This window comes from Candidatus Poriferisocius sp., assembly GCF_965208355.1.
In the GTDB taxonomy this organism is placed as follows: domain Bacteria; phylum Actinomycetota; class Acidimicrobiia; order Acidimicrobiales; family Bin134; genus Poriferisocius.
Map to the genome: position 1 here is coordinate 2,248,811 of NZ_CBDBOM010000003.1, position 24,387 is coordinate 2,273,197.

At 67.1% G+C, this 24,387-nt stretch carries 21 protein-coding genes and 1 rRNA gene; 3 read left to right on the plus strand and 19 right to left on the minus strand.

What is annotated here, in order from left to right:
• Positions 1–146: 146 nt before the first annotated feature.
• Positions 147–1,662 (minus strand): 16S ribosomal RNA (locus tag ACOGXH_RS11780).
• A 397-nt stretch (positions 1,663–2,059) separates the two neighbouring features.
• Positions 2,060–3,361: a tyrosine--tRNA ligase gene (tyrS, locus tag ACOGXH_RS11785; protein WP_419929277.1), complete on the minus strand. Its 1,302-nt coding sequence runs from the start codon at positions 3,359–3,361 to the stop codon at positions 2,060–2,062.
• Positions 3,362–3,387: 26 nt separating this feature from the next.
• On the opposite strand from tyrS, the gene ACOGXH_RS11790 reads away from it, so the two are divergent.
• Complete coding sequence (locus tag ACOGXH_RS11790) at positions 3,388–3,894, plus strand: hypothetical protein (RefSeq protein WP_419929278.1); 507 nt, start codon at positions 3,388–3,390, stop codon at positions 3,892–3,894.
• Between the two features lie 6 nt (positions 3,895–3,900).
• Here ACOGXH_RS11790 and ACOGXH_RS11795 read toward each other — a convergent pair whose 3' ends face one another.
• Together ACOGXH_RS11795 and ACOGXH_RS11800 are read right to left on the minus strand one after the other, a co-directional pair.
• Entirely contained in the window at positions 3,901–4,497 is a 597-nt protein-coding gene (locus ACOGXH_RS11795; protein ID WP_419929279.1) for an NUDIX hydrolase, read from the minus strand.
• Positions 4,497–5,072: a DNA-3-methyladenine glycosylase gene (locus ACOGXH_RS11800; RefSeq protein ID WP_419929280.1), complete on the minus strand. Its 576-nt coding sequence runs from the start codon at positions 5,070–5,072 to the stop codon at positions 4,497–4,499. The genes ACOGXH_RS11795 and ACOGXH_RS11800 overlap by 1 nt, the downstream gene beginning before the upstream one ends.
• Positions 5,073–5,167: 95 nt before the next feature.
• Between ACOGXH_RS11800 and ACOGXH_RS11805 the strand changes: the two genes are divergently transcribed.
• The gene (locus tag ACOGXH_RS11805) at positions 5,168–6,190 is read left to right on the plus strand and encodes a TRAP transporter substrate-binding protein (protein ID WP_419929281.1); all 1,023 of its coding nucleotides are present in this window, start codon (positions 5,168–5,170) and stop codon (positions 6,188–6,190) included.
• A 12-nt stretch (positions 6,191–6,202) separates the two neighbouring features.
• Here ACOGXH_RS11805 and argH read toward each other — a convergent pair whose 3' ends face one another.
• The 10 genes from argH to pheS are packed head-to-tail and all read right to left on the minus strand — an operon-like array spanning position 6,203 to position 17,860.
• On the minus strand, positions 6,203–7,582 hold the full coding sequence (gene argH / locus ACOGXH_RS11810) for an argininosuccinate lyase (RefSeq protein ID WP_419929282.1): 1,380 nt from the start codon (positions 7,580–7,582) through the stop codon (positions 6,203–6,205).
• Positions 7,579–8,796: an argininosuccinate synthase gene (locus ACOGXH_RS11815; RefSeq protein ID WP_419929283.1), complete on the minus strand. Its 1,218-nt coding sequence runs from the start codon at positions 8,794–8,796 to the stop codon at positions 7,579–7,581. Before ACOGXH_RS11815 ends, argH begins: the two co-directional genes overlap by 4 nt.
• Positions 8,793–9,275, minus strand: coding sequence for an arginine repressor (argR, locus tag ACOGXH_RS11820; RefSeq protein ID WP_419929284.1), 483 nt, complete (start codon positions 9,273–9,275; stop codon positions 8,793–8,795). Before argR ends, ACOGXH_RS11815 begins: the two co-directional genes overlap by 4 nt.
• Entirely contained in the window at positions 9,272–10,174 is a 903-nt protein-coding gene (gene argF / locus ACOGXH_RS11825) for an ornithine carbamoyltransferase (RefSeq protein WP_419929285.1), read from the minus strand. Before argF ends, argR begins: the two co-directional genes overlap by 4 nt.
• Entirely contained in the window at positions 10,171–11,355 is a 1,185-nt protein-coding gene (locus ACOGXH_RS11830; protein WP_419929286.1) for an acetylornithine transaminase, read from the minus strand. The genes argF and ACOGXH_RS11830 overlap by 4 nt, the downstream gene beginning before the upstream one ends.
• Positions 11,352–12,242 carry an acetylglutamate kinase gene (gene argB / locus ACOGXH_RS11835; protein WP_419929287.1) on the minus strand — a complete coding sequence of 297 codons (891 nt, stop codon included), beginning with the start codon at positions 12,240–12,242 and terminating at the stop codon, positions 11,352–11,354. Before argB ends, ACOGXH_RS11830 begins: the two co-directional genes overlap by 4 nt.
• Positions 12,239–13,396, minus strand: a complete 1,158-nt coding sequence (gene argJ, locus ACOGXH_RS11840) for a bifunctional glutamate N-acetyltransferase/amino-acid acetyltransferase ArgJ (protein ID WP_419929288.1) — start codon at positions 13,394–13,396, stop codon at positions 12,239–12,241. The genes argB and argJ overlap by 4 nt, the downstream gene beginning before the upstream one ends.
• Positions 13,393–14,418 carry an N-acetyl-gamma-glutamyl-phosphate reductase gene (gene argC, locus ACOGXH_RS11845; RefSeq protein ID WP_419929289.1) on the minus strand — a complete coding sequence of 342 codons (1,026 nt, stop codon included), beginning with the start codon at positions 14,416–14,418 and terminating at the stop codon, positions 13,393–13,395. Before argC ends, argJ begins: the two co-directional genes overlap by 4 nt.
• Before the next feature lie 54 nt (positions 14,419–14,472).
• Positions 14,473–16,830, minus strand: coding sequence for a phenylalanine--tRNA ligase subunit beta (gene pheT, locus ACOGXH_RS11850; RefSeq protein ID WP_419929290.1), 2,358 nt, complete (start codon positions 16,828–16,830; stop codon positions 14,473–14,475).
• 34 nt (positions 16,831–16,864) lie between these two features.
• On the minus strand, positions 16,865–17,860 hold the full coding sequence (gene pheS, locus ACOGXH_RS11855) for a phenylalanine--tRNA ligase subunit alpha (protein ID WP_419929291.1): 996 nt from the start codon (positions 17,858–17,860) through the stop codon (positions 16,865–16,867).
• A 120-nt stretch (positions 17,861–17,980) separates the two neighbouring features.
• On the opposite strand from pheS, the gene ACOGXH_RS11860 reads away from it, so the two are divergent.
• Positions 17,981–19,678, plus strand: coding sequence for an N-acyl-D-amino-acid deacylase family protein (locus ACOGXH_RS11860; protein WP_419929292.1), 1,698 nt, complete (start codon positions 17,981–17,983; stop codon positions 19,676–19,678).
• Here the strand turns inward: ACOGXH_RS11860 and ACOGXH_RS11865 are convergent.
• The 5 genes from ACOGXH_RS11865 to ACOGXH_RS11885 are packed head-to-tail and all read right to left on the minus strand — an operon-like array spanning position 19,675 to position 24,332.
• The gene (locus ACOGXH_RS11865) at positions 19,675–20,847 is read right to left on the minus strand and encodes a hypothetical protein (RefSeq protein ID WP_419929293.1); all 1,173 of its coding nucleotides are present in this window, start codon (positions 20,845–20,847) and stop codon (positions 19,675–19,677) included. The two genes, ACOGXH_RS11860 and ACOGXH_RS11865, sit on opposite strands and share 4 nt — an antisense overlap.
• 15 nt (positions 20,848–20,862) lie before the next feature.
• Complete coding sequence (locus ACOGXH_RS11870; protein WP_419929294.1) at positions 20,863–21,183, minus strand: hypothetical protein; 321 nt, start codon at positions 21,181–21,183, stop codon at positions 20,863–20,865.
• 42 nt (positions 21,184–21,225) lie between these two features.
• Positions 21,226–21,894: a ribonuclease HII gene (locus ACOGXH_RS11875; RefSeq protein WP_419929295.1), complete on the minus strand. Its 669-nt coding sequence runs from the start codon at positions 21,892–21,894 to the stop codon at positions 21,226–21,228.
• Positions 21,895–21,907: 13 nt separating this feature from the next.
• Positions 21,908–23,254, minus strand: coding sequence for a hypothetical protein (locus ACOGXH_RS11880; RefSeq protein ID WP_419929296.1), 1,347 nt, complete (start codon positions 23,252–23,254; stop codon positions 21,908–21,910).
• A gap of 19 nt (positions 23,255–23,273) precedes the next feature.
• On the minus strand, positions 23,274–24,332 hold the full coding sequence (locus ACOGXH_RS11885; protein WP_419929297.1) for an NAD(P)H-dependent glycerol-3-phosphate dehydrogenase: 1,059 nt from the start codon (positions 24,330–24,332) through the stop codon (positions 23,274–23,276).
• Positions 24,333–24,387 lie beyond the last annotated feature (55 nt).

Below are 24,387 nucleotides of genomic sequence, written 5' to 3' on the forward strand. Positions count from 1 at the left end.
TGATCAAATTGCTCGACAGAGCCTCGAGCGTGAAAACACGCTCCCTCAAAACGGAAGAGAGGACAAAAGAAACCAGTGCATCAACTGGGAGTGTCCGAACCTGATTCCGCTATTTAGCGGTATCAAGTGGAAACGGAACTCCTTAGAAAGGAGGTGATCCAGCCGCACCTTCCGGTACGGCTACCTTGTTACGACTTCACCCCAATCGCCAACCCCACCTTCGGCAGCTCCCTCTCAAAAGAGTTAGGCCACTGACTTCGGGTGTTGCCGACTTTCGTGGTGTGACGGGCGGTGTGTACAAGGCCCGGGAACGTATTCACCCCGGCGTTGCTGATCCGGGATTACTAGCGACTCCGACTTCATGGAGTCGAGTTGCAGACTCCAATCCGAACTGAGACCGGTTTTAAGGGATTCGCTTCACCTCGCGGTGTCGCTGCCCGTTGTGCCGGCCATTGTAGCATGTTTGCAGCCCTGGATATAAGGGGCATGATGACTTGACGTCGTCCCCACCTTCCTCCGAGTTGACCCCGGCGGTCTCCTACGAGTCCCCACCATTACGTGCTGGCAACATAGGACGAGGGTTGCGCTCGTTGCGGGACTTAACCCAACATCTCACGACACGAGCTGACGACAGCCATGCACCACCTGTGTACGGCCCCGAAGGACACCATATCTCTATGGCTTTTCCGTACATGTCAAACCCAGGTAAGGTTCTTCGCGTTGCCTCGAATTAAGCAACATGCTCCGCCGCTTGTGCGGGCCCCCGTCAATTCCTTTGAGTTTTAGCCTTGCGGCCGTACTCCCCAGGCGGGGCACTTAATGCGTTAGCTACGGCACGGAACCCGTTGATAAGGCCCCACACCTAGTGCCCAACGTTTACGGCGTGGACTACCAGGGTATCTAATCCTGTTTGCTACCCACGCTTTCGCTCCTGAGCGTCAGTACCGGCCCAGAGTGCTGCCTTCGCCGTCGGTGTTCCTCCTGATATCTGCGCATTTCACCGCTACACCAGGAATTCCACACTCCTCTACCGGACTCCAGTCATAGCAGTATCGGATGCAGTCTTAGGGTTGAGCCCCAACCTTTCACATCTGACTTACTAAACCGCCTACGAGCTCTTTACGCCCAATAATTCCGGACAACGCTCGCCCCCTACGTGTCACCGCGGCTGCTGGCACGTAGTTGGCCGGGGCTTCTTCTGCAGGTACCGTCAATTTCGTCCCTGCTGAAAGGGGTTTACAACCCGAGAGCCTTCATCCCCCACGCGGCGTTGCTGCGTCAGGCTTTCGCCCATTGCGCAAGATTCCCCACTGCTGCCTCCCGCAGGAGTCTGGGCCGTGTCTCAGTCCCAGTGTGGCTGATCGTCCTCTCAGACCAGCTACCCGTCGATGCCTTGGTGAGCCGTTACCTCACCAACAAGCTGATAGGCCGCGAGACCCTCCCGAAGCGCCGGAGCATTTCCTCTGCCGATCATGCGATCAGCGGAGGGCATCTGGTATTAGCCACAGTTTCCCGTGGTTGTCCCAGTCTTCGGGGCAGGTTTCTCACGTGTTACGCACCCGTTCGCCACTTGGTCATTGCCCGAAGGCGACCTCGTTCGACTTGCATGTGTTAGGCACGCCGCCAGCGTTCGTCCTGAGCCAGGATCAAACTCTCCGTCAATATCTCCGGCAGTTTCCCCCGAGGGGGTCGCCGCCTTCGATCAAGTGCTCGTCTTACTAATTTGCCTCGGCAAGACGAAGCGATTCCGGAAAGTCAAAAGAGCCGAAGCCCTTCCTGACTTGGTTTCCTTGGAATTGTGTAGGTCGACGCCTTCGACGCGAGGTGCGCCGAGCCGTCGCCCGCACTGGCTTTTCCGTCCTCTCTTCCGTTTTCAAGGAGCGTGAGGCGGTGACCCTGACGGGAGAACCGCACCGGCCCGGACCAGGCCGAACCTTGCTCTGCCCCTGCGGGCAGCCCGCAGGCCACCCGTTTTAGAGGCGAGTTGTAACGCTACCGGCCCAGGCCAGCAGCGTCAACTCAACCACGAGATTGTTGCTGGCCCCATTTGCCAACTCAATCAGGGGTTTTGCTGTGATTTAACCCTCAGTAAGTGGTGTCGGCGCTTGCCCCGGCGAAGCAGCAGGTAGCGGCCGTGCAACAGGCGGTCGACAGCCACGGCGGTCTCCTCGGTGGAGACCCGCTCATTGTTCACGTACACCGACCCCTCAGACAGCCCTCGGCGGGCATCGCCCTTGGAGGAGGCCAACCCCGTGGAGGCCAGCAATTCCACTAGATCGAAGCTGTTCGAGGCGTCATCGAATCCGCCCTCGGGGATGTCGGAGGTGGGGACCTCGGCGGCCACGGCCTCCATGGCGGCCTCGTCGATGTCGTCGACCGGGGAGCCGAACAGGATTTGGGCTGCCTTCTCGGCGGCTACGGCCGCACCGGGACCATGGACCAGGGTCGTGACCTCGTTGGCCAAGGTGTGCTGGGCCTCCCGTCGACCGGGATCGCGCTGGTGAGCCTCGACCACCTCGGCGATATCGGCTACTGGGAGCATGGTGAACTGAAGCAGGCTGCGCTCCACGTCCTCGTCGGGAATCTGCACGAAGTACTGGTGGAACCGGTAGGGGCTGGTGCGGCCGGGATCCAGCCATACCGCTCCTTCGGCGGTCTTGCCGAACTTAGCCCCGTCGGAGCGGGTGAGCAGCGGCCAGGTGAGGCCGTGGGCCTGGGCGCCGGAGCGGCGGCGGATGAGGTCCACTCCGGCGGTGATGTTGCCCCATTGGTCGGAGCCGCCAATCTGGAGCTCGCACTGGAGATTGGTGTGCAGCCACCAGAAGTCGTAGGCCTGCAACAGCATGTAGGTGAACTCGGTGTAGGAGATGCCGGTCTCGCTCTCCATGCGGCTGCGCACCGAGTGCTTGGCCGCCATCTGGTTCACGGTGGCGTGCTTGCCAGTGTCCCGCAAGAACTCGATCAAGGTGAGGTCGCGGGTCCAGTCGTAGTTGTTGACCAACTCGGCGTCCCCGTCGAAGTCCAGCAGCTTCTCGAGCTGGCTTCTGATCCCCGCCAGGTTGGCGGTCAGGGTTTCGTCATCCAGCAGGTTGCGCTCATCGGATCGACCACTGGGGTCGCCCACCATGCCGGTGGCCCCGCCCACCAGGGCGATGGGCCGGTGGCCGGCCTCTTGGAATCGCCGCAGCACCAGCACCCCGATCAGGTTGCCCAAGTGCAGGGAGCTGGCCGTAGGGTCGATGCCGTGGTACACCGCAACCGAACCGCTGCTCAGTCGCTGAGCCAGCAGATCACGGTCGGTGGTGTCCTGCACCAAGCCGCGGGATTCGAGTTCTTCAAGCACCGAGCGAATGCTACGCATAACGACGGCCAAGGGAGAATGAGTAAGTGACGGGCAGGCGACTCGGCTTGACGATCGGCATCTCGGCGATAGTGCTGTTTGCGGTGTTCTGGATCGGAGCCACTATCTGGTTCTTCGGCAACGAGAATCCCGACCGCCTCGACGACCGGGAGTGGGTGGCCGAGGCCGAAGCCCGATGCGCCGAGACCAGAGACGAGCTGGATCGGCTTCCCCAGGCCCGCGAGGCGGCGAACATGGTCGACCGGGCCGAACAGATAGATGCCGCTACCGCGGTGCTGGCCGAGATGACAGCCGACCTAGCCGCCTCCGCCCCAGGGGGCGACGATGGCGAGTTGGTGGCGCTGTGGCTCGAGAGCTGGAGGGTGTATCTGGGCGATCGCCTGGCCCACGCCGACGCGCTCCGCGCCGGGGAGGATCGCCAGTTCCGGGTGACCGTGGACCCCGACCGGGGCGATGGGGTTGACGCGCTGCTGGACGCCTTTGCCGGCCGCAACCGAATGCCCTCCTGCGGCGATCCCCTGGATATCGGCTAGCAGTCCTCAGTACCGGGGCAGCTCGTCCAAGGCCTCGGCGCCCAACTGGGCCAGGCGTACCAGGCCGGGGTCGCAGCCGAAGTCGGCCAAACCGTCCAGCGGCACCCAGCGCAGCGCCTTGGATTCATGGTTGCCCCGCGGCTCAGCTCCGATAGGGGCCTGCACCAGAAATCGCACGTCGTAGTGCAGATGGGGATCCTCGCCAGGGGGATCCACTTCGTGGATATCCAGATGCAGGGGCTGAGGCCTGATAAGCAGGCCGTCGATGCCAGTCTCCTCGGTGGCCTCCCGCAGCGCCACCGAAGCCAGGTTGGCGTCACCGTCGGCATGGCCACCGGGCTGCAACCAGCGGCCGAACTTGGCGTGGAGCAGCAGCAGGGTGTTTTCGCCCGCATGGTCCACCACCAGCGCCGAGCCGGTGAGGTGTCCCGGCCGGCACGTTCTCAGGCTGGCGTCGGGATGGCCGTCGATCAAGGCCCGATAGCGGTCACCCAGATCGTCGTCGAACTCGGCCAGCTGTTCTCGGGCCACGACCAGGTTTTCCGTCGAGGCCAGCAAAGGGTGACCATCGTCCAGCCAGGTCAGCTCTTCAGTGCCGCTCATCATCCTCTCCGAGACAGGTCGGGACAGCCGGGAACGTACCAGCGCCACGGCAGGTCGGCACCGGCGCTGAGCCCGATGCGAACTGAGCGGCCCGGCTCAGCAAGGGGCGCCATCCCGTCATCGTGCAACCCGATCCCCCAATCGGCAGTCACCAGATCTGCGCCGTTGGCATCGCCGTCGATGCCCAGCGCAGCGGTGAGCTTGGCCGGTCCGCTGCACAAGTCCTGATCCCGACGGGCCTTGGGCCGCCTCTCCCGCATCTCTTCCAGGCCAGCCAGCGGGGACAGCGCCCGCAGCAGCACCGCGGCGCACTCCCCATCGGTGCCACACACCACGTTGGCGCACCAGTGCATGCCGTAGGTGAAGTACACGTACAGGCGCCCGGGCGGGCCGAACATGACCTCGGTGCGGGGGGTCATGCCCCGGTAGCCGTGGCTGCCGGGATCGTCGGAACCGGCATATGCCTCCACTTCCACGATCCGGCCCCGGCATCCACCCGCCACCAGCACCTTGTTCAACAGATCCGGGGCCACTTCCCGCGGGTCTCGGGCGTAGAACCCCCGCTCCAGAATCATCGCCGTCACAATAAGGCAGCCGGAGTGACTCCCCGCCCATACTGGTGTGACATTCGCTGGCTATGGCAAAGGGAGTGCTGATGCCAAGAAGAAGAATGCGGACTTCACTGCTGGGAGCAGCGCTGGTTGTCGGCCTGCTGGCCGGGGCGGCCGGATGCAGCGACAATGTGGAGCAGCCACAGTCGGTGACGATCAGCTTCGGCCACCCCTTCCCGCCGACGCATCCGGTTCATGCGCAGGTCTTCGAGCCGTGGGCCAACGAGGTGCTCCAAGCCACCGGCGGCACCGTGACCATCGAGTTCTACCCCAGTCAGGCATTGAGCTATCGCAGCGAGGTCTACCAGAACACCGCTGACGGAGGTCAGGGCATCGGCTGGGCACTCCAGGGGTACTCCTTGGGCCGCTTCCCGGCCGCTGAGGTGGTGGGAATGCCGTTCATATTCGACAGCGCGGTGGAAGCCACTGAAGTGCTGTGGGCGCTCCACGACGAGTTCGAGGCCATCCGCAACGAGTACGCCGACGTGAAGCTCCTCGGGCTGTGGACCCACGATGTGGCCGACCTGTGGCTGGCCGCCGACCAGGCTTCTGATGCCCCCGATCTATCTGGATTGACGGTGCGGGCACCAACGCAGATCCAAGTCGACGTGATCGAAACCCTGGGGGGGAACCCGGTAAACCTGCCCGTTCAGGAAATTCAAGCCGCGTTGGGCCGGGGTGACATCGACGGGGTGATGATCGCCAACTCCGGCCTGTCCAGCTACGACCTCTACGGCGTGTTGGGCAGCGGCGTGCAGTGCAACTGCTACGTGTCGGCCAGCTTCTTGGCCATGAACCAGGACCTGTGGGACAGCCTGTCGGTTTCCCAGCAGCGAGCCATCGAGCGGTTGTCGGGCCGGGCGGTCTCCCTGGCCGCGGCGGGGGCCTACGACGCCGCCTCACAGGCAGTAGACGAGCGCTACCCGCAAGCAGGGATCAACAAGGTTGTGCTCGACGACGCCGATTTGGCCACCTGGCGAGAAGCCACCCAGTCGGTGGTGGACCGGTGGATCGGCCGCCACGCCGCCGACTTCCCGGCCCGAGAGATCTACGACCGCATGCTGGAGCTGGCCGCCGAATAGCCGCCGGTTGCCTCAATCGAAGCGGCTGCTTTCGGCAATGAGTTGGGTTTGAAAATTGGCCATTTGGGCCCTCACCGACTGGAGGCCGGCCCCACCGGGGGTGGTGCGGCGGGTGACGGGGACGCCGGGGGCGAGCAACTGGGCGGCTTCCTCTCCCAACCGGGGGTCGGCCTGCACCAAGTCGGCCAAGGACCCCTCGCCCTCCAGGCTGCGGCGCACCAGGTCGCCGACTGCGGCGTGGGCATCACGGAATGGCATGCCGCTGGCCACCAGATGCTCGGCCAAGTCGGTGGCCGCTGCGGTGGGAGCGTCGGCGGCTGCGGCCATGGTGTCGGTATTGAATGCGATCGATGTCATCAGCCCGGTCATGGCCCGAACCCCGAGGCGGACCTGGTCGAGGGTGTCGAACAGGGGCTCCTTATCCTCTTGGAGGTCGCGGTTGTAGGCCAGCGGCAGCCCTTTGAGGGTGGCCAAGAGCCCGGTGAGGTTCCCAATGAGCCGCCCGGCCTTGGCCCGGGCCAACTCGGCGATGTCGGGGTTCTTCTTCTGGGGCAGCATGGAGCTGCCGGTGGCGTAGGCGTCGTCGAGGGTGGCGAAACCGGCTTCCTCCGAGGTCCAAAAGACGATCTCCTCGCCGAGTCGCGACAGGTGGATGGCCACCATGGTCAGCGCGAACAGGGCTTCGGCCACGAAATCCCGGTCGGACACCGCGTCCATGGAGTTCTCGAACCGGGCGGCAAAGCCCAGCTCGGCCGCGGCCATGTAGGGGTCCAGGGGCAGCGAAGACCCGGCCACCGCGCCGGCCCCCAGGGGGCTGACGTCCAAGCGGGTGCGGGCGTCGGCCAGCCGGTCCACATCCCGGGCCAGCGCCCAGCCGTGGGCCAGCAGATGGTGGGCCAACAGCACCGGCTGGGCCCGCTGGAGATGGGTGTAGCCGGGCAGGTAGGCATCGCCAGCGGCGATGGCCCGGTCTAGCAGCACCTGCTGAAGGGCGATCACGTCGGCGGCGATGGCGGCCAGCTCCCGCTTGCAGAACAGCCGCAGGTCGGTGGCCACTTGGTCGTTGCGGCTGCGACCGGTGTGGAGCTTGGCCCCGGCCTCACCGGCCAGCTCGGTGACCCGGCGCTCGATGGCGGTGTGGATGTCCTCGTCGCCAGGGGCGAATGCGAAGTCCCCCGCCGCCAACTCAGCCTCGGCCTGGTCGAGGGCGGCCAGCACCTGGTCGACCTCGGCCTCGTCGAGCAGGCCGACCCGACCCAGCATCAGGACGTGGGCCCGCGACCCGGCAATATCGTCGGGCGCGAGCCGGACATCAAAGCCGATGCTGGCGGTGTAGGCCATCAGCTCGTCGGCGGGGTCGCCGTCGAATCTTCCCTGCCAGAGCGTGCTCATGGCGAGCCCGCTCTCTGGGCCAGGGTGCGCAACCGCAGGGCGTGGAGCTTGATGAACCCCTCGGCATCGGCCTGCTGGTAGGCGCCTTGGTCCTCTTCGAAGGTGACCACCGCTTCGTCGAACAGGCTGTCGTCGGATTGCCGTCCGGTGACGATCACGTTGCCCCGGTACAGCTTGAGCCGCACGGTGCCGTTCACCCGGGCCTGGGAGTGGTCGATGGCGGTCTGGAGCATCAGGCGCTCGGGGCTCCACCAATAGCCGTTGTAGATCAGCTGGGCGTAGCGGGGCATGAGCTCGTCTTTGAGGTGGGCCACCTCCCGGTCGAGGGTGAGGCTCTCCATGGCCCGGTGGGCCTTGAGCATGATGGTGCCGCCCGGGGTCTCGTAGCAGCCCCGCGACTTCATGCCCACGTAGCGGTTCTCCACCAGGTCGAGCCGTCCGATGCCGTTGGCCCCGCCGATGCGGTTCAGCTCGGCCAGCACCGAGGCTGGGCTGAGGAGCTGGCCGTCGATAGCGGTGATGTCGCCGCCCTGGAAGGCGAGCTCGATCTCGGTTGGGGTGTCGGGGGCGTTCTCCGGCGCCACCGACCAGCGCCACATCTCTTCGGGGGGCTCGGTCCAGGGGTTTTCCAGCGGACCGCCCTCATAGGAGATGTGGAGCAGATTGGCATCCATGGAGAAAGGCGAGCCGCCCTCCCGTTCGGCTTCGATGGGGATGCCGTGCTCGCCGGCGTAGGCCACCAGCTTCTCCCGGGAGCCCAGGTCCCAGATGCGCCACGGGGCCACCACCGAAATGTCGGGGTTCAGGGCGTAGGCCCCCAGCTCGAATCGCACTTGGTCGTTTCCCTTGCCAGTGGCGCCGTGGGAAATGGCGTCGGCGCCCACCTCGGCGGCGATCTCCACCAGACGCTTGGCGATGAGGGGGCGGGCGATGGAGGTGCCCAGCAGGTACTCCCCCTCGTAAATGGCGTTGGCCCGGAACATGGGGAACACGAAGTCGGCGGCGAACTCCTCGCGCAGGTCCTCGATGTAGATCTCCTTTACGCCCATGGCCTCGGCCTTGGCCCGGGCCGGCTCCAGCTCCTCGCCCTGGCCCAGGTCGGCGGTGAAGGTGACCACCTCACAGCCGTAGGTGTCCTGCAACCAGCGCAGGATGACCGAGGTGTCCAACCCGCCGGAGTAGGCCAGCACGATCTTGTTCAGGTTCTGGTTCACGAGCTCTCCTCCTCGGTGAGTCCGGCCAGCGAGCGGAAGTCGGCCGCCACGAGGGGGCCGCCGACGTCTTCGGTGGCCACTACCAGCACGGTGTCGTCGCCGGCGACGGTGCCCAGCACGCCGTGGACCGCGGAGCGGTCAATGGCCGAGCCGACCACGTGGGCCGACCCCGGCGGGGTGTTCAGCACCACCAAGTTGTGGGAGCAGCCCACCGCCACCACCCACTCCCCCAGCACCCGCTTGAGGTGGTCATCAGGGGCGACCTGCTCAGAGGGGAGCTCGGGGATGGCGTAGACCGACCCGCCGCCGGTGGGGACTTTGACCGCGCCCAGATCGTCGAGGTCGCGCGACACGGTGGCCTGGGTGACGGCCACTCCTTGGTCGGTCAGGAGCTCCACCAGGTGGTCCTGGCTGGACACCGACTCCTGGCGAAGGATTTCGGCGATCCGGTGCTGGCGCTGATTCTTGCCCAGCCTCATGACGCCCCCAAAAAGAAGGCGAGCAGGCCGCGGGCGGCGTGCATCCGGTTCTCGGCCTGCTGCCAGATGCGGCTCTGGGGGCCATAAATCACCTCGTGGGCGACCTCTTGGCCTGGTTTGGCGGGCAGGCAGTGCAAGAAGATGGCGTCGGCGCCGGCCCGGCCCATGAGGGCCTCGCTAACGGCGTAGCGGTTGGCGAAGGCATCGATCTTCTCGGAAGCCTGAGCCTCTTCGCCCATCGACACCCACACGTCGGTGTACACCACATGGGCATCGGCCACCGCCTCAATCGGGTCGTCGACGATTTCAGTCGCCCCGCCGGTAGCAGAGACGCGGTCGAGATCAACCTCGCTGAACTGGTAACCGGGAGGGCCGGAGATGACGAACTGAGCTTTGGCCAAACCGGCGCCAATGGCCAGCGACCGGGAAACGTTGTTGGCGTCGCCCACGAAGGCGATGCGACGGCCGCTGATCTCCCCGAACTCCTGCTTGACGGTCAGCAGGTCGGCCAGGGCCTGCAAGGGGTGGGCCTGGTCGCTCAGCATGTTGACCACCGGGACCGGGCTGACTGCGGCCATGCGCTCGAGCAAGCCGTGCGACTTCACTCGGGCGCCTATGGCCGCATGGAAACAGGCCAGCGTTCGGGCAACGTCTTCGGCGGACTCACGATCGTCGATGCCCACTTCAGAGGCGGCGAAGGACACCGGATGGCCGCCCAACTGCACCACCGCCATCTCCATGGAGTGCCGGGTGCGAGCCGAGGGCTTCTCGAACAGCAGGGCCATGCCCTTGCCCTCCAACGCCGGTGTGGGAGAAGGGTCGGCAGAAAGCTCCAGCACCGTGGCCAGCTCTGCCGCAGTGAGATCATCGACCTCAAGGAAGTGGCGAACCGACGTCATGACTTCAGTACCTTGTCGAGCACGGCTACGCCGTGGGCGATCTCGTCGTCGCTGATGATGAGGGGCGGGGCGATCCGCAGAGAGGTGGTCCCGGCGGTTCCCAGCACCAGACCGGCGTCCATCCCCGCGGTCACCACCTCGGCGGCCGGCCGCTCCTCGGCCAATTCCACGCCCAGCAGCAGGCCCCGGCCCCGCACGCTGGCGACGCCGTCAAGAGCCTCAACCGCGGACCGCATTTTCTCTCCAGCCGCGGCGGCCCGGGCGGGCAGATCCAGTTCTTCCATCACGGCCAGCGTGGCCTTGGCCGCCGACGCTGCCAGAGGCTGGCCGCCGAACGTGGTGGCGTGATCGCCGGGCTTGAAGGAAGCGGCGACATCAGCCCGGGCCCAGCAGGCCCCGATGGGCATGCCGTTGCCCAGCGCTTTGGCCATGGTCACCACGTCGGGCTCAACGCCGTCGTGGTGGTGGGCGAACCAGCGCCCGGTGCGGGCCAGTCCGGTCTGCACCTCGTCGAGCATGAACAGCAGCCCCCGGTCGTCGCACAGCTCGCGCACCGCTTGGAGGTAGCCGTCTGATGGAACGTTGATGCCGCCTTCGCCCTGGATGGGCTCCAACAGCACCGCCGCGGTGGAGTCGTCGATGGCCTTCTCCAACTCGGCGAGGTCGTCCCAGGGAACGTGGCGGAAGCCCTCGGGCAGGGGCTGGAAGACCTCGTGCTTTTCGGCCTGGCCGGTGGCGTGCAGCGTGGCCAGCGTCCTCCCGTGGAACGACCGGCCCGCGCTGATCACGGTGTAGCGGCCATGCCCGGCCCATCTGCGGGCCAGCTTGATGGCGCACTCGTTGGACTCTGCCCCGCTGTTGGCGAAGAACACCTGACCGGGAGGCCCGCCGACCAGGCGGTCGATGGTGCGGGCCACGTGCATCTGGGGCTCGGTGGCGTACAGGTTGGACACATGGCACAGGGTGCGGGCCTGCTCGGCCACAGCCTCGGCCACCCGGGGGTGGGCGTGGCCCAGGCTGACCACGGCAATACCGCTGAGAAAGTCCAGGTAGCGGGTGTCGTTGCGGTCCCAGAGCCAGCAGCCCTCGCCCCGCACGAACATGACCGAGGGCGGGCCATAGGTGGGCATGAGCGGGCAGGAGCCGGTGTCGACGCCCACCGCATCGGTGTGGGTGCTCATGGGGTGGCCTCCTGACCTGGTGAGTCTGGTTGGGAGTCGGGGTACACCATGGTGCCCACACCGGAATCGGTGAACAGCTCCAGCAGCAGCACGTGGGGGGTGGCTCCGTTCACCATGTGGGCCGAGGCCACGCCGTGGCGAACGGCGTGAATGGCGGCAGCGGCCTTGGGGATCATGCCCCCGGTCAAATCCCCGGACGAGATCATGGCGTCCAGATCGGAGGCGGTGGTCACGCTGATGAGGGTGGACGGATCGGCGGGGTCGGCGAACAGTCCTTCGACATCGGTGAGGAACACGGCCTTGGCCGCGCCTAGGGCGCCGGCCAGGATCCCGGCCACGGTGTCGGCGTTGATGTTCAGCGCTTGGCCGGTGGCGTCGGCACCAATGGTGGACACCACCGGGATCAGGCTCTCGTCCAGCAGCCGGTCGATGATGGCGGTGTTGACCGTGTCCACCGTTCCCACATAGCCCAGCTCCGGGTTCTCGGCCCGGGCCTGGATCAAGCCGGCATCCTCTCCGGACACCCCGACCGCGAGGGGGCCGTGGACGTTGATGGCCGACACGATGTCGCGGTTGACCCGGCCCACCAGCACCATTCGGGCGATGTCCAGCGTCTCGGCGTCAGTGACCCGCAGCCCGTCGACAAAGCGGGGCTCCAAGCCGAGCCGAGCCATCATCTCGCCGATCTGGGGGCCGCCGCCGTGGACCACCACGGGGCGAATGCCCACCGATTGCATCAGCACGACGTCGGCTGCGAATCCAGCCAAGTGGTCGCTGTCCATGGCGCTGCCGCCGTATTTCACCACGACGGTCGAGCCCGAGAACCGCTGGATGTAGGGCAGGGCCTGGGTGAGGACCGCGGCGGTGTCCTCGGCTTTGAAGCTCATGACGTCCCCATGTTCTCGTCGATGTAGGCGTGGGTGAGGTCAGTTGTGATGATCCGGGCCGAGCCGTCGCCCATGCCGAGATCCACGTGGAGGTCGAGGCGCCGGCCGGTCATGTACTGGGCCAGCTCGGGGGGATGGGCGGGCTCGCCGTACTGGTACACCACATGGTCGCCGTAGGCGATGGTGAGCTTGGTGTGGTCGAAGGCCACCCCCGCTGCGCCCATCTCCGAGGCAATGCGGCCCCAGTAGGGGTCTTGGCCGTACCACGAGCACTTCACCAGCTGGCAGTTGGCCGTGTCCCGGGCCGCCTTGGCCGCCTCGGCGTCGGAGGCCGCCCCGGTGACCCGCAGGAACACCGTCTTGGTGGAGCCCTCGGCGTCGTCGGCCATCTGAAGGGCCAGGCTCTCGCAGGCATCGGCGATGGCCTGGGTGAGGGCGTCAGGATCAATGGGGCCAGCCTGACCATTAGCCAGGATCAACACGGTGTCGTTGGTGGACTCGGCGCCGTCCACGGTGAGGGTGTTGAACGTGCCGGCCACTCCGGCCCGGAGGGCCTGCTGGAGGGTGTCAGGATCGGCGGCCGCGTCGGTGACCAGCACGGCCAGCATGGTGGCCATGTTGGGCTCCAGCATGGCGGCGCCCTTGGCGATTCCCCCGACGGTGAAGCCGTCGCCGGCGACCACCACCTGCTTGGGGACGGTGTCGGTGGTCATGATGGCCTCGGCTGCTTGGGGGCCGCCCTGGGGAGTGATGGCCTGGGCCGCGGCCATGATTCCCGAGGACACCGCGTCCATGGGCAGGGCGTAGCCGATCAGCCCGGTGGAGCACACCAGCACCTGTTCGGGAGCCACTCCGAGAGCGGCGGCGGTCTCCTGGCACATCTGGCGGGCGTCGGCCATGCCTTGCGCCCCGGTGGCGGCGTTGGCGTTGCCGCTGTTGAGCACCACGGCGGTGGCCTCTCCCCCAGTGGCGGCCAAGTGCTCCCGGCATACCAGCACCGGGGCCGCGGTCATCTTGTTGGAGGTGAACACGCCGGCTGCGCTGACCGCGGCGCCGTCGGCGGTGGCCACGATGGCGAGGTCGGGCTTGCCGCTGAGCTTGATGCCGCAGGTCACCCCTGCGGCGGTGAATCCGGGGACGTCGGTCACGCTCATGGGTACACCCCCACAGCGGTCAACCCGGTGGCCTCATCCAGCCCGGAAATCAGGTTGGCGCACTGGATGGCCTGTCCGGCGGCTCCCTTTACCAGGTTGTCGATGGCGCACAGCGCCACCACCGTGTTGGTGCGGGCGTCGTAGCGAACGGTGAGGTGGGCAGCGTTGGAGCCCAGCGTGGCCTTGGTGGACGGTGAGCGGTCGGACACCACGATGAACGGCTCGTCGGCGTAGAACTCGGCCAGCGCGGCCAGCAGCGCGTCGGTGGAAGTGTCCGCCGCGGGCTTGGCATAGCAAGTGGCCAAGATGCCCCGGTTCATCGGAGCCAGGTGGGGAGTGAACAGCACCGACGCGCCGGCGGCCTGCTCAATCTCGGGGGTGTGACGGTGGTCGAGCAGTCCGTAGGCGGTGAAGTCCTCGTCGACCGCGCAGAACGTAATGTGGTCCTTCGGAGGCCGTCCAGCTCCAGACACACCACTGGCCGCGTCCACGATGACCCCCTCAGGCTGGATGAGGCCAGTGCGGACCAGCGGAGCGATGGCCAGCGCGGCGGCGGTGGGATAACAGCCGGGAACGGCCACGGCGGTGGCGCCCGCCAACTCATCCCTGAACAGCTCGGGCAGGCCGTAGGCAAAAATTCCGAGAAGTTCGGGAGTCTGATGCGGCTCCCCGTACCACTGTTCGTACTGAGCCGGATCGGTCAGCCGGAAGTCAGCGGCCAAATCGACGGCAACTTTGCCCCGATCCAAGACGTCGCCAGCCAGGGCCATGGACTGGCCATGGGGCAGCGCCAAAAACGCCATCGCCACGTCGTCCAACAGGTGGGAGTCGTACTTCACGAACTCCTGTTCGGCACCGATCGCAGCCAGGTGGGGATACAGATCAGCAACCGGCTGCCCCGCCTGGGTATCGCCGGTCACAAACCCCACGTCGAAGCCCGGGTGGGCGGCCAGCAGCCGCATCAACTCCGCGCCCACATACCCCGACGCACCAATGATCCCAACAGGAATCTTCTGCCCCATGGGGACAATTATGCACAACTATGAATAAGTATTCAAGTCAATTGCCGCCAAGTGTCAGCCGCGGAGGGTGGCGTTGTGACTGGTGGTAACGGCGTCGATGCAGATTTGGCGGGCGGCGGCGACTTCGGCGTCGTTGAGGGTGCGGTCGGCGGCTTCGAAGCGGAGGGTGTAGGCCAGGCTGCGGCAGCCTTCGCCGAGCTGCTCGGAGCGGAACACGTCGAACAGGGCGACCGAGGCCAATAGCACGCCTCCTGCTTGGGCGATGGTGGCGGCCACCTCGTCGGCCGAAACCTCGTCGGGGACGGTGAAGGCCAGGTCGATATCGCTGGAGGGGTAGCGGCTGGGGGCTCGATAGGGCGCCAGTCCCCGATCGGCTTCCAATAGGGCGCCGAGGTCGACCTCCAGCCAGGCCACCCGCTCGTCGATCTCGTAGGCGTCCAGCACCTGGGGGTCGATCTCGCCCAGTGCACCGACCGGCTGGCCGTCGGCCAAGACTTGGCCGGAGCGTCCCGGGTGAAGGCCGTCCACCGGGCCGTTGACCACTCCGGGATTGGCAACGGCCAGATGGCGAGCCAGTCGGCGCCAAAGCGTGGTGGCTGCGGTGGCCTCCTGGCCGGCCAGGATCACGGCCAAGTGCTCGTGTTCGTCGGGGAGTTCCCCTCCCCCGCCGGGATTTGTCCGGCCGATCTCGAACAGCGACACCCCCGTGGTGCGCCGGGCCGCGTTGTAGGCCACGGCCTTGAGCAGCCCAGGGCGCAGCGAGGTGCGCATGATCGACTCCTCGGCCACCAACGGGTTGGTCACCGTGATGCCGTCGTCGCCCAAACCGGCTCGGGCCAGATCACCCGGAGCCAAGAAGGGCAGGGGCATGGCCTCGGTGATCCCCATGCCGGTGAGCAGCGCCCGTATGTGGCGGCGATCTTGCTGCTGCGGTGTGAGCGTTCCGGCCTGCTCGGTCACCGGCACGGTGCGAACGATATTGGAGTACCCGTGCAGGCGTCCGACCTCCTCGATCACGTCGATCTCGGTGGCCGAGTCGATGCGCCACGAGGGGATGGAGACGTCGAAATCCTGGCTGTCGCCGCCGGCTTCGCAGGCGAACCCGATGGGCTCCAACAGGGAGGTCATCTCGTCGATGCTCAGTTCGGTTCCCAAGATGGCGTTGACCCGCGGCGTCCGCACACGGACGGTGATGTGCTCCGGCCGGTTGCCGGTGGCATCGATCATGCCCGGACTGGTGGTGGCCCCCAGCGCGGCGGCCAACTCCGCGAAGCGGTCCAGCGCCATGGGGATGATCTCGGGGTCGGCTCCCCGCTCGAAGCGAGCAGAGGCCTCGCTGCGCAGGCCCAGTCGGCGGGCGGTGCGGGCGATGGTCATGGGATCCCACCACGCGGCTTCCAGCAGCACCGAGCGGGTCTCGGCGGAGATCTCGGTGGAGGCCCCGCCCATGACCCCGGCCAGCCCGATGGCCTCGTCGTCGCGGTTGACGATCACGCCGTCGTAGATGGTGAGAGTGCGTTCCACCCCGTCCAAGGTGGTCAGCTGCTCGGCCCGATGGGCCATGCGCACCCCCAGCTCCCCGCCGGGCACCAAGTCGAGGTCGTAGGTGTGGTTGGGCTGGCCCAGCTCGAACATCACGTAGTTGGACAGGTCGACCACCGCGTTGATGGGCCGCTGCCCCACGGCCAACAGCCGGTTGGCCATCCACCGGGGCGACGGCCCGGAGGGCACGTTGTCGAGCACCCGCACGCCGAAGCGCCGACAGAAATCGGGGGCGGCGATGCTCACCGCGGCCCGCTCGGCCGCCGGTTGGCCGGTCTCTTCAACCCCGGGGGCAGTCACCGCAAAGCCCACGCCGAGGCGGGCGGCCAGGTCGCGGGCCACCCCCATCACCGACATGGCATCGGGCCGATTGGGGTTCACCTCCAGGTCGAACAGCACATCGGGATGGATGCCCAGCGCCTCGGTGAGGGGTGCGCCCAACGAGAGCCCCTGGTCCAGGATCAAGATGCCCTCGTGGTCGTCGCCCATGCCGATCTCGGCCCCCGAGCACAGCATCCCGTTGCTCCACTCCCCGCGCATCTTCCGGCGGGCGATCTCCATACCGCCGGGCATGGTGGTGCCCACCGTAGCCAGCGGCACCAGGTCGCCTACCGCCATGTTGAAGGCCCCGCAGCACACTTGGAGGGCCTCGCCGTCGCCCGCGTCCACATCCACCAAGTGGATGCGGTCGGCATCGGGATGGGGGCGGGTAGACAGCACCTCGGCCACCACGATGCCGTCCAGCCCCTGCCCGACGTGGGACAGCTCCTCCACCGCCAGGCCCAGGTCGGACAGCACTCCGGCCAGGTGTTCGGGTTCGCCTTCGATGTCGGGGGCGAACTCCCGCAGCCAGCTCAACAGCACCTTCATCGCGCTGCCGCCTCATGCATCGGAGTGCGGGCCATCAGAACTGCCCCAGGAAGCGGATGTCGTTGGTCCACAGCTCGCGCAGGTCGTCGATGCCGAACCGGATGAGGGCAAGGCGGTCGATGCCGAAACCGAAGGCGAACCCCTGCCACTGTTCGGAGTCGATGCCGCAGGCCTCGAACACGTTGGGGTGGACCATGCCGCAGCCCCCGAGCTCCAGCCAGGTGCCGTCGGGGCGCTGGATGTCGAACTCCGCCGATGGCTCGGTGAACGGAAAGTAGGAGGGGCGCAGCCGAGAGGTGAAGCCCGGCCCGAAGTAAGCGGCGGTGAACGCCTCGATGGTCCCGGCCAGATCGCCCAGGGTGGTGTCGCGGTCCACCACCAGGCCCTCGATCTGATGGAACACCGGCATGTGGGTGGCATCTGCGGTGTCCTGGCGGAAGCACCGGCCGGGGGCCACCACATAGATGGGGGGCTCCTGGTTCTCCATCACCCGGGCCTGCACCGGGGAAGTGTGGGTACGCAGCAGGGTGGTGCCCGGCTCGCCGTAGTCCACGTACAGGGTGTCGTACATGTCCCGGGCCGGATGCCCGAGGGGGAAGTTGAGGGCGCCGAAGTTGTACCACTCGCTCTCGATCTCGGGGCCCTCGGCCACTTGGTAGCCCATGCCCACAAACACGTCCTCCAGCTCCTGCCAGGTCTGGGTGATGACGTGGAGATGCCCGTCGGCACCCAACTCGGTGACTTCGGTGAGGTCGAGCCGCTCGGCGGCCAGCTGCTCGGCCCGGGCCGCAGCCGACAGCTCGGCCTCGCGGGCGCTGAGGATGTCGTCGATGGCGGCCTTGGCCGCGTTCAATGCCTGCCCGGCCTGCTTGCGGGCCTCGGGCTCAAGATCGCCCAAGGCCTTGCGAGCCGCCACCAGCGGGGAGCGCTTGCCGGTCATTGCGGTCCGCACCGCGCTCAGTTCATCGACGGTGGTCGCGGCCGCCGCCTGGCGCTCGGCCTCGACCACCAATTGCTCTGGCTCAGCCATCGGACTCCACTATGGCAACCCTCATCCTTCAACACCGCATCAAATGGGCTCGGCGCGGTCTGCCAATTCTCCCTCAGAGCCGAGTCGGGTTTGGGTCAATTTTCCTCCTAAGGTTCTGGCATGGCTTCAGGAGATTTGCTGGTTCGCGGAGGAACGGTGGTGGATGGCACAGGCGCACCCTCGTTCGAGGCTGACGTGCGGGTGCGCTCGGGGAGGATCGCCGAGGTGGGACCGGGATTGCGGCCCGACGGTGAGCCGGAGATCGACGCCGGCGGCGCTCTGGTGACGCCGGGGTTCATCGAGCCCCACACCCATTACGACGGATCGCTGTGGTGGGATCCCCATATCGACCCCATGCCGTCGCACGGCACCACCAGCGTGGTGCTGGCCAACTGCGGCCTGGGCCTGGCCCCGCTGCGGGAGGCCGACCGCAATCAGCTCATCGAGCTGATGTGCTTCATCGAGGATCTCCCCACCGATGCCTTCGAGACGGCCATCCCATGGACGTGGGAGACCTGGCCGGAGTACCAGGCCGCCAACGATCAGCACCCTACGGCGCTGAACGTGGCCGCTTTCTTCCCTCACCAGACCCTGAGGATGTGGGTCATGGGCGCCGACGCGTGGGAGCGAGCCGCCACCGAAGCCGAGCGGGCCGAGATGGCCCAGCTGCTCAACGAGGGGCTGGCCGCTGGGGCGTTCGGCCTTTCGACCTCGCTCATGGACCTCGACCGCCACAACCGGCTGGTGCCCAGCCGCATGGCCGACGACCAGGAGTGGGGCGACCTGCTCGATGTGGTGGCCGCCCATCCCGGCACCACCTTCCAGTTCGTGCCCCGGGCCTTCGAGTTCGAGCACTTCCCCGGCGACATGGAGCGAATGGCCGCGTTGTGCCGCAACCGGGGCATCCGGGCCAACTGGGGCGGCTTCTTCGCCCAGGAGAACCGGGCCAAGGAACGCAAGATCTCCTTGGATCTGGTGGAGCGGCTCAACGCCGAGGGCAGTGAGATCGCCACGCTGTACTCGGTGAGGCCCGGCTACGTGAACCTCCACTTCGAGCGGTCGATCATGTGGAGCGGAGTGGAGGCGTGGCACGAGCTGTGCAACGTGGACGGCGACGAGGCCAAGATGGCCATGCTGCGGGATGAGGCCTGGCGAGCACGCGCCCGGGAGGACTGGGACGCCTGCACCTACACCCTGGCCCCCATCAACCGCCCCCACATGATCCTGCTGGCCTCCGATGAGCCCCGCAACGCCGAGTGGACCGGGCGGTCTATCGCCGATCTGGCCGAGGCCCGGGGCATGCACCTCTCGGATGCGGTGGCCGATTGGCTGCTGGACAACAACATGGGCACCCACCTCAAGACCCAGCCCCAGCCGGTGGACAACGAGACGCTGGCGGAGATGGCCCGCTCGCCGATGACGGTGAACGGGGCGTCGGACGCCGGGGCCCACATCCAGATGTTCGTCGGGGCCGGCGACGCCACCTACTTCTTGACTTCGATGGTTCGCGATCTCGGCTTGCTAACCACCGAGGAGGCGGTGCACTCGGTGACCGGCAAGCAGGCCGCATTCTTCGGTATTCAGGACCGGGGGGTGGTGACCGAAGGGGCCGCTGCCGATCTGGCCGTCTTCGCCCTCGACGAGATCGATCTGGGCGACGAGGTCCGGGTGGACGATCTCCCCACCGGCAGCTGGCGCTACAGCCGCAAGCCGGCCGGCTATCGGGCCACCGTGGTCAACGGCGTGCCCACCTGGGCCGATGACCGCTCCACCGGAGAGCGGCCCGGCACGTTCCTGCGCAACGCTGCTGTCGGTTAACCGTCGTCCGGCTCGGCCTGCTGGCTGAGCTCGGCCAGGTACAGAGCCCGAGTGGCCAGCACCTCTCGGGCCTCGTGGGCCATGTCGTCGTAGAAGTGCTCCCGATAGGCCTTGTCGACGATGGTGGACACTGCGAACTGAAGGGCCGACAGGGTGGCAATGAAGCCCGACACCCCTAGCAACTCCCAGGTGAGCACCAGCTCGTTGCCGAACAAGCCGAAGCGGGCCAGGGGGTCCAGTGCATCCGACGCCACCCACGAAACGATGGTGGCCTCCCTCACCGCCAGCAGGCCGAAGGCCACATAGAACGCCCCGATAACCACCCCCACCAGCACCACCCGCACGGCCTGGGCCACGAACATCAGCAACCCGAGGTTCACCCGGTCCATGCGTTCGAGGGGCGGAACATCCGAAACCGCGAAGTCGGCGGGCGGCGTGGCCGGAGCCAGCGGCGAATCGCAGCCGTCGACCAATTCACACGCCTCTTCCCATCTTTCGAACCGGGCCAGACCAACCAGCTCCGACGGCACCCGAACCGCCACCGAGCCCAGGGCAATGAGGCCGACAACCCCTAAAACGATGGCGTAGAAGGGCCAGGTGAAGTCGTGGGCCACCTGCCACACTTCGGCGTTCAGGAACAAGAATGCGCTGAACACCAAAAGCAGCGGCAGAATCCGCCCCACCAATCGGCCGATCAGGGCGATCTGGTTGACCGAGTAGCCCCCGGCCCAAAACAGCATGGGGAGCAGGCCGAAGCTCACCACCACATAGGCCCCCACGAGCAGAGCGATGTTGATCACCGCCAGGCCAGCGGTATCCGACAACCGGTCGTCGGAGAACAGGGCCGGCAGCACGGGGGGAATCAGCACGAACACCGCCAGCTCGATGGCGCCCACCCGGTCGGGAAGCTGAAACAGCCGTCGCCCCCTAAGCGCGTTGACCGCGGCCACGGCGCCCAAGGCAATGGCCGCGCCGGCCCAGAACACGCCGAATTGGGCCCACCCGTCGAACCGGTCGCCAAAGGAGGCGAAAATCTCGATCAGGAAAACCAGCGCCAGGAACGGCACTGCCCGGGTGAAAACATCGGTGGTGGCCCGGTAGTCGTGGATGACGTGGGGAACGCCCCGGCGGATGAACCAGCGCTCGACAGATTGGCGACGAGAGGTCATTGCCTCCGCCGCATGTCAGTCCCCTTCGGGAATGGTGGGCACCTCGACGCCGGGGCCGTAGTAGATGAACAGGTTGGCGATCAGGTCGTCGATACCGTCGCGGGTGCCGCCCTTGGCCAGATCCACGGTGATGATGTTGCTGTTCACGTGGATGGCATCGATGCCGCCCCGGTCGAACAGGCGGCGGGCCAGCTCGTCCACCGGCCGCTCCCCGGCGACCTCCCGCCCAACCGAATAGTGCTCATGGCCGGTGCCAGTGATGCTCCGGTTGATCTCATAGCGGATCACCCCCGGACGGCTCGTCGCCCTCTCCACAACAGTCACCGGCTGTCCCATACGCCCCGAGATCGTACCCGCTTGCCCCAACCCGACGGTCAATCAGAACGGCAGGGCGGTGTTGGGGCCGATTCGGAGGTGGGACCAACCGTGGGTGTCCATGAAGGCCCAGGAGCGGCGGTGCAGGGGGGTGGGGCCTTGGGCAGCCAGGGCGGCCCGGTGGCGGGGACAGGGGTACCCCTTGTTGGAGTCGAAGCAGTAGTCGGGGTAGTCGACGGCTGCGGCTCGCATGAGCCGGTCGCGGGTGACCTTGGCCAGGATGGACGCGGCGGCGATGGATAGGCAGGTGGCGTCGCCCTTGACCAGCGCACGGGTCTTGCCGTTGCCCACGAAATCCCACCGGCCGTCCACCAGCACCGCGTCGGCACTCAGGCCCAAACCATCCAGAGCCCTCCGGGCCGCCAATCGCTGAGCGGCCGACATGCCGAGCCGGTCGCACTCGTCGTTGCTAGCGTGGCCCGCCGACCAAGCCACGCACCAATCTGCTATCCGATCGAACAGCCCTTCCCGCTCATCTTCGGTAAGAAGCTTGGAATCCCGCACCCGGTAGACCCTTCGGTCGGCGGGCAGCACCGCGGCCACCAGGGTGAGGGGGCCAGCCCATGCGCCTTTGCCCACCTCGTCCATGCCCACCACCACTTGGTGGCCCTCGGCCCACAGGCGGCGCTCGATCGCCAAGGTGGGGGCAGCCGACTTGAGTGCGGCCCGCATCTCTTCAAGGTAGCTAGCGGGATGCGGCCAAAAGCGTTTCTCCGGTCGGTTCGTCGCTCGACCAGCTCCCGTCCAAGGCTGGGGCCCGAATGGTGACCGGCTTTTGGCCGGGGCGGCAGTCCAACTCCCACAGCAGCGCGGGGCGGGGGCCGTGCCAGCGCACCGCGTAGGACAGCGGCCCAAACCGGGTAGGAAGCTCGTAAACCGCCAAGGATCCACCTTGCCAGGCCGGTCGAAAGCCGGGGGCCAAAAGCAACTCGTCTCCGTGGTCGGCCACAAGCTCGGCCCGCAACCCTTCAGCAGGAGGCTCGGCCAAACCCAGGCCAAGGCGGCGGAAGTCCTCAGCGGCCCGGTCCTGGCCTGCGGCGATCAGGAGGCGCTCGACCGGCTCCACCGGCACCTCTGCGCCCATCCGGGCCGCAGCCTCAACCCCTTCGGCCACCGCCTCGACAAATCGAATAGCGGCCTGCTGGTCGCCCGTCAGGTCGTGGTGGACAGTGAAGGCCCTCAACCGCTCGGTCGGTGCCTCGGTGGTCCAACGGGCGGCGACCTCGTCCAGCACCAGCACGGCGTCATCGTGGTAGCCGTGGTGGTCGAGCCGCACCGACAGCTCGCAGAGCTCGGCAACGTCGGCCGTCTCCATGCGGCCCGTGCGTCCCAGCCATCGGCGTCGATTGCGGTCGATTCGCCGGGCCAATCCCTCATCGGGCACCTCGATCCGTGCCCCCCGGTCCAGATGTGACTGCCAGCCCCGCCGCACCGCATCGGCATCGGGCAGGTCTGACGGCGGCGAGGGCTTACCGCGGCCCAATGAAGCGCTCACCGCCAGCCGGGCCGAGTGAGGCAGCGGCCACACCAACCCAGCTATGTCGCGGCCCTTGTGGTCCAATCCCGCGGCACCCCCGCCTTCGACCTCCAGCAGAGCTTCGACCGCATCACGACCGACCGCGGCACTCGCCGGGGGACGATCCCACGCCAGCACTGGCTGGCCGCCCACGGCCATCCCACCCTTGTCCACCGTGAGCACCGTCCCTGGGGCCTCCACCACCATGGCGACCGCGAAGGCGGTGGCGGCCTCATTGCCCACCTCCACCACTGCCACCGCCGGTCCCCCGCCGGCGGCCACCGCCCACACCCGCTGCACCGCATCGCCGTCGGGCACCTTCATGCGGGTCTCCACCACCGCACCGGCCCCCACCTCGCTCTGGCGCACTGCGGCCTCCTGGGATGCCCGGTGCCAGCGGTCGGACGCCCCCACCCACCAGTCCAGCGTCCATTCCCCGCTGCCCGGTCGGACCAACCCGCGGGCATCCACCTCCCCCCATCCGGGGGCGCCGAGAACGTCGAGGGGCTTGCTCACCGCGAGTGGAGTGGGCTGTTCATCGAGAGGCGCGGGTCACGAACCGCCAGATACGGCGGAGCCGCGAATTCTTGAAATTGTTGTCCTCTGGCTCAGGGCGGGCTTGGCGCCCCATCAGCACCCTGGTCGCCCGAGCGGCGGTCCTCGTGCCCTTGACCACGGCGAACACCTCGGCGCTGATGGGCATCTCCACGCTGTGCTCGGCGGCCAACTCCACCACCACCCCGGCGGTGAACACCCCCTCGGCCACCTGGTCCATCCCGGCCAGAACCTCCTTGAGCTTTCGACCCCGACCGAGCTGCTCGCCGACATGGCGATTCCGGCTCTGGGGGCTCATGCAGGTGGCCAGAAGGTCGCCCATCCCGGCCAAACCGGCAAAGGTGTCGGCTCGTCCGCCCATGGCGGTGCCCAGTCGGCCCATCTCCGCCAAGCCCCGGGTGATCACCGCGGCCCGGGTGTTGTCCCCGGCCCCGAGGCCGTCCACCATGCCCGAGGCCAGAGCGATCACGTTCTTGAGGGTGCCGCCCAGCTCGCAGCCGACCACGTCGTCGTTGGTGTAGACCCGGAACAGGTCGGTGGTGAACACCCCCTGAAGGGCTGCGGCCACCGTGTCGTCGGCCATGGCGATGACTGAAGTGGCGGCGTGGCCGGCCAGGATCTCCTTGGCCAGGTTGGGACCGGTGAGCGCCCCCGCGGGGTGAGCGGGGGCCACCTGGTTGACGATCTCGGTCATGCGCCGACGGGTGCCCTGCTCCAGCCCCTTGGTGAGGCTCACCACCGGCACCCACGGGCGCAGGTGAGGAGCCACCTTCTCCATGACCGGTCGGAACACCGACGACGGGACGCCCATCACCACCACCTCGGCCTCGGCCACAGCCTGCTGCAAGTCGGTAGTGGCCCGCAGCCCGGGATGCAGATCGAAGCCGGCCAGATAGCGGGGATTGGCGTGGTGCTCGTTCACCGCGGCGGCCGTCTTGGGATCACGGCACCACAGAACGGTGGGCTCATTGTGGGCGGCCAGATGGGCAACCGTGGTGCCCCACGACCCTCCCCCGATCACCGCAACCCGATTGGACATAGGCATTGAGCGTAGACGGGACAGGGCCGAAAGTTAGCCAGCGGTACCGCGTATG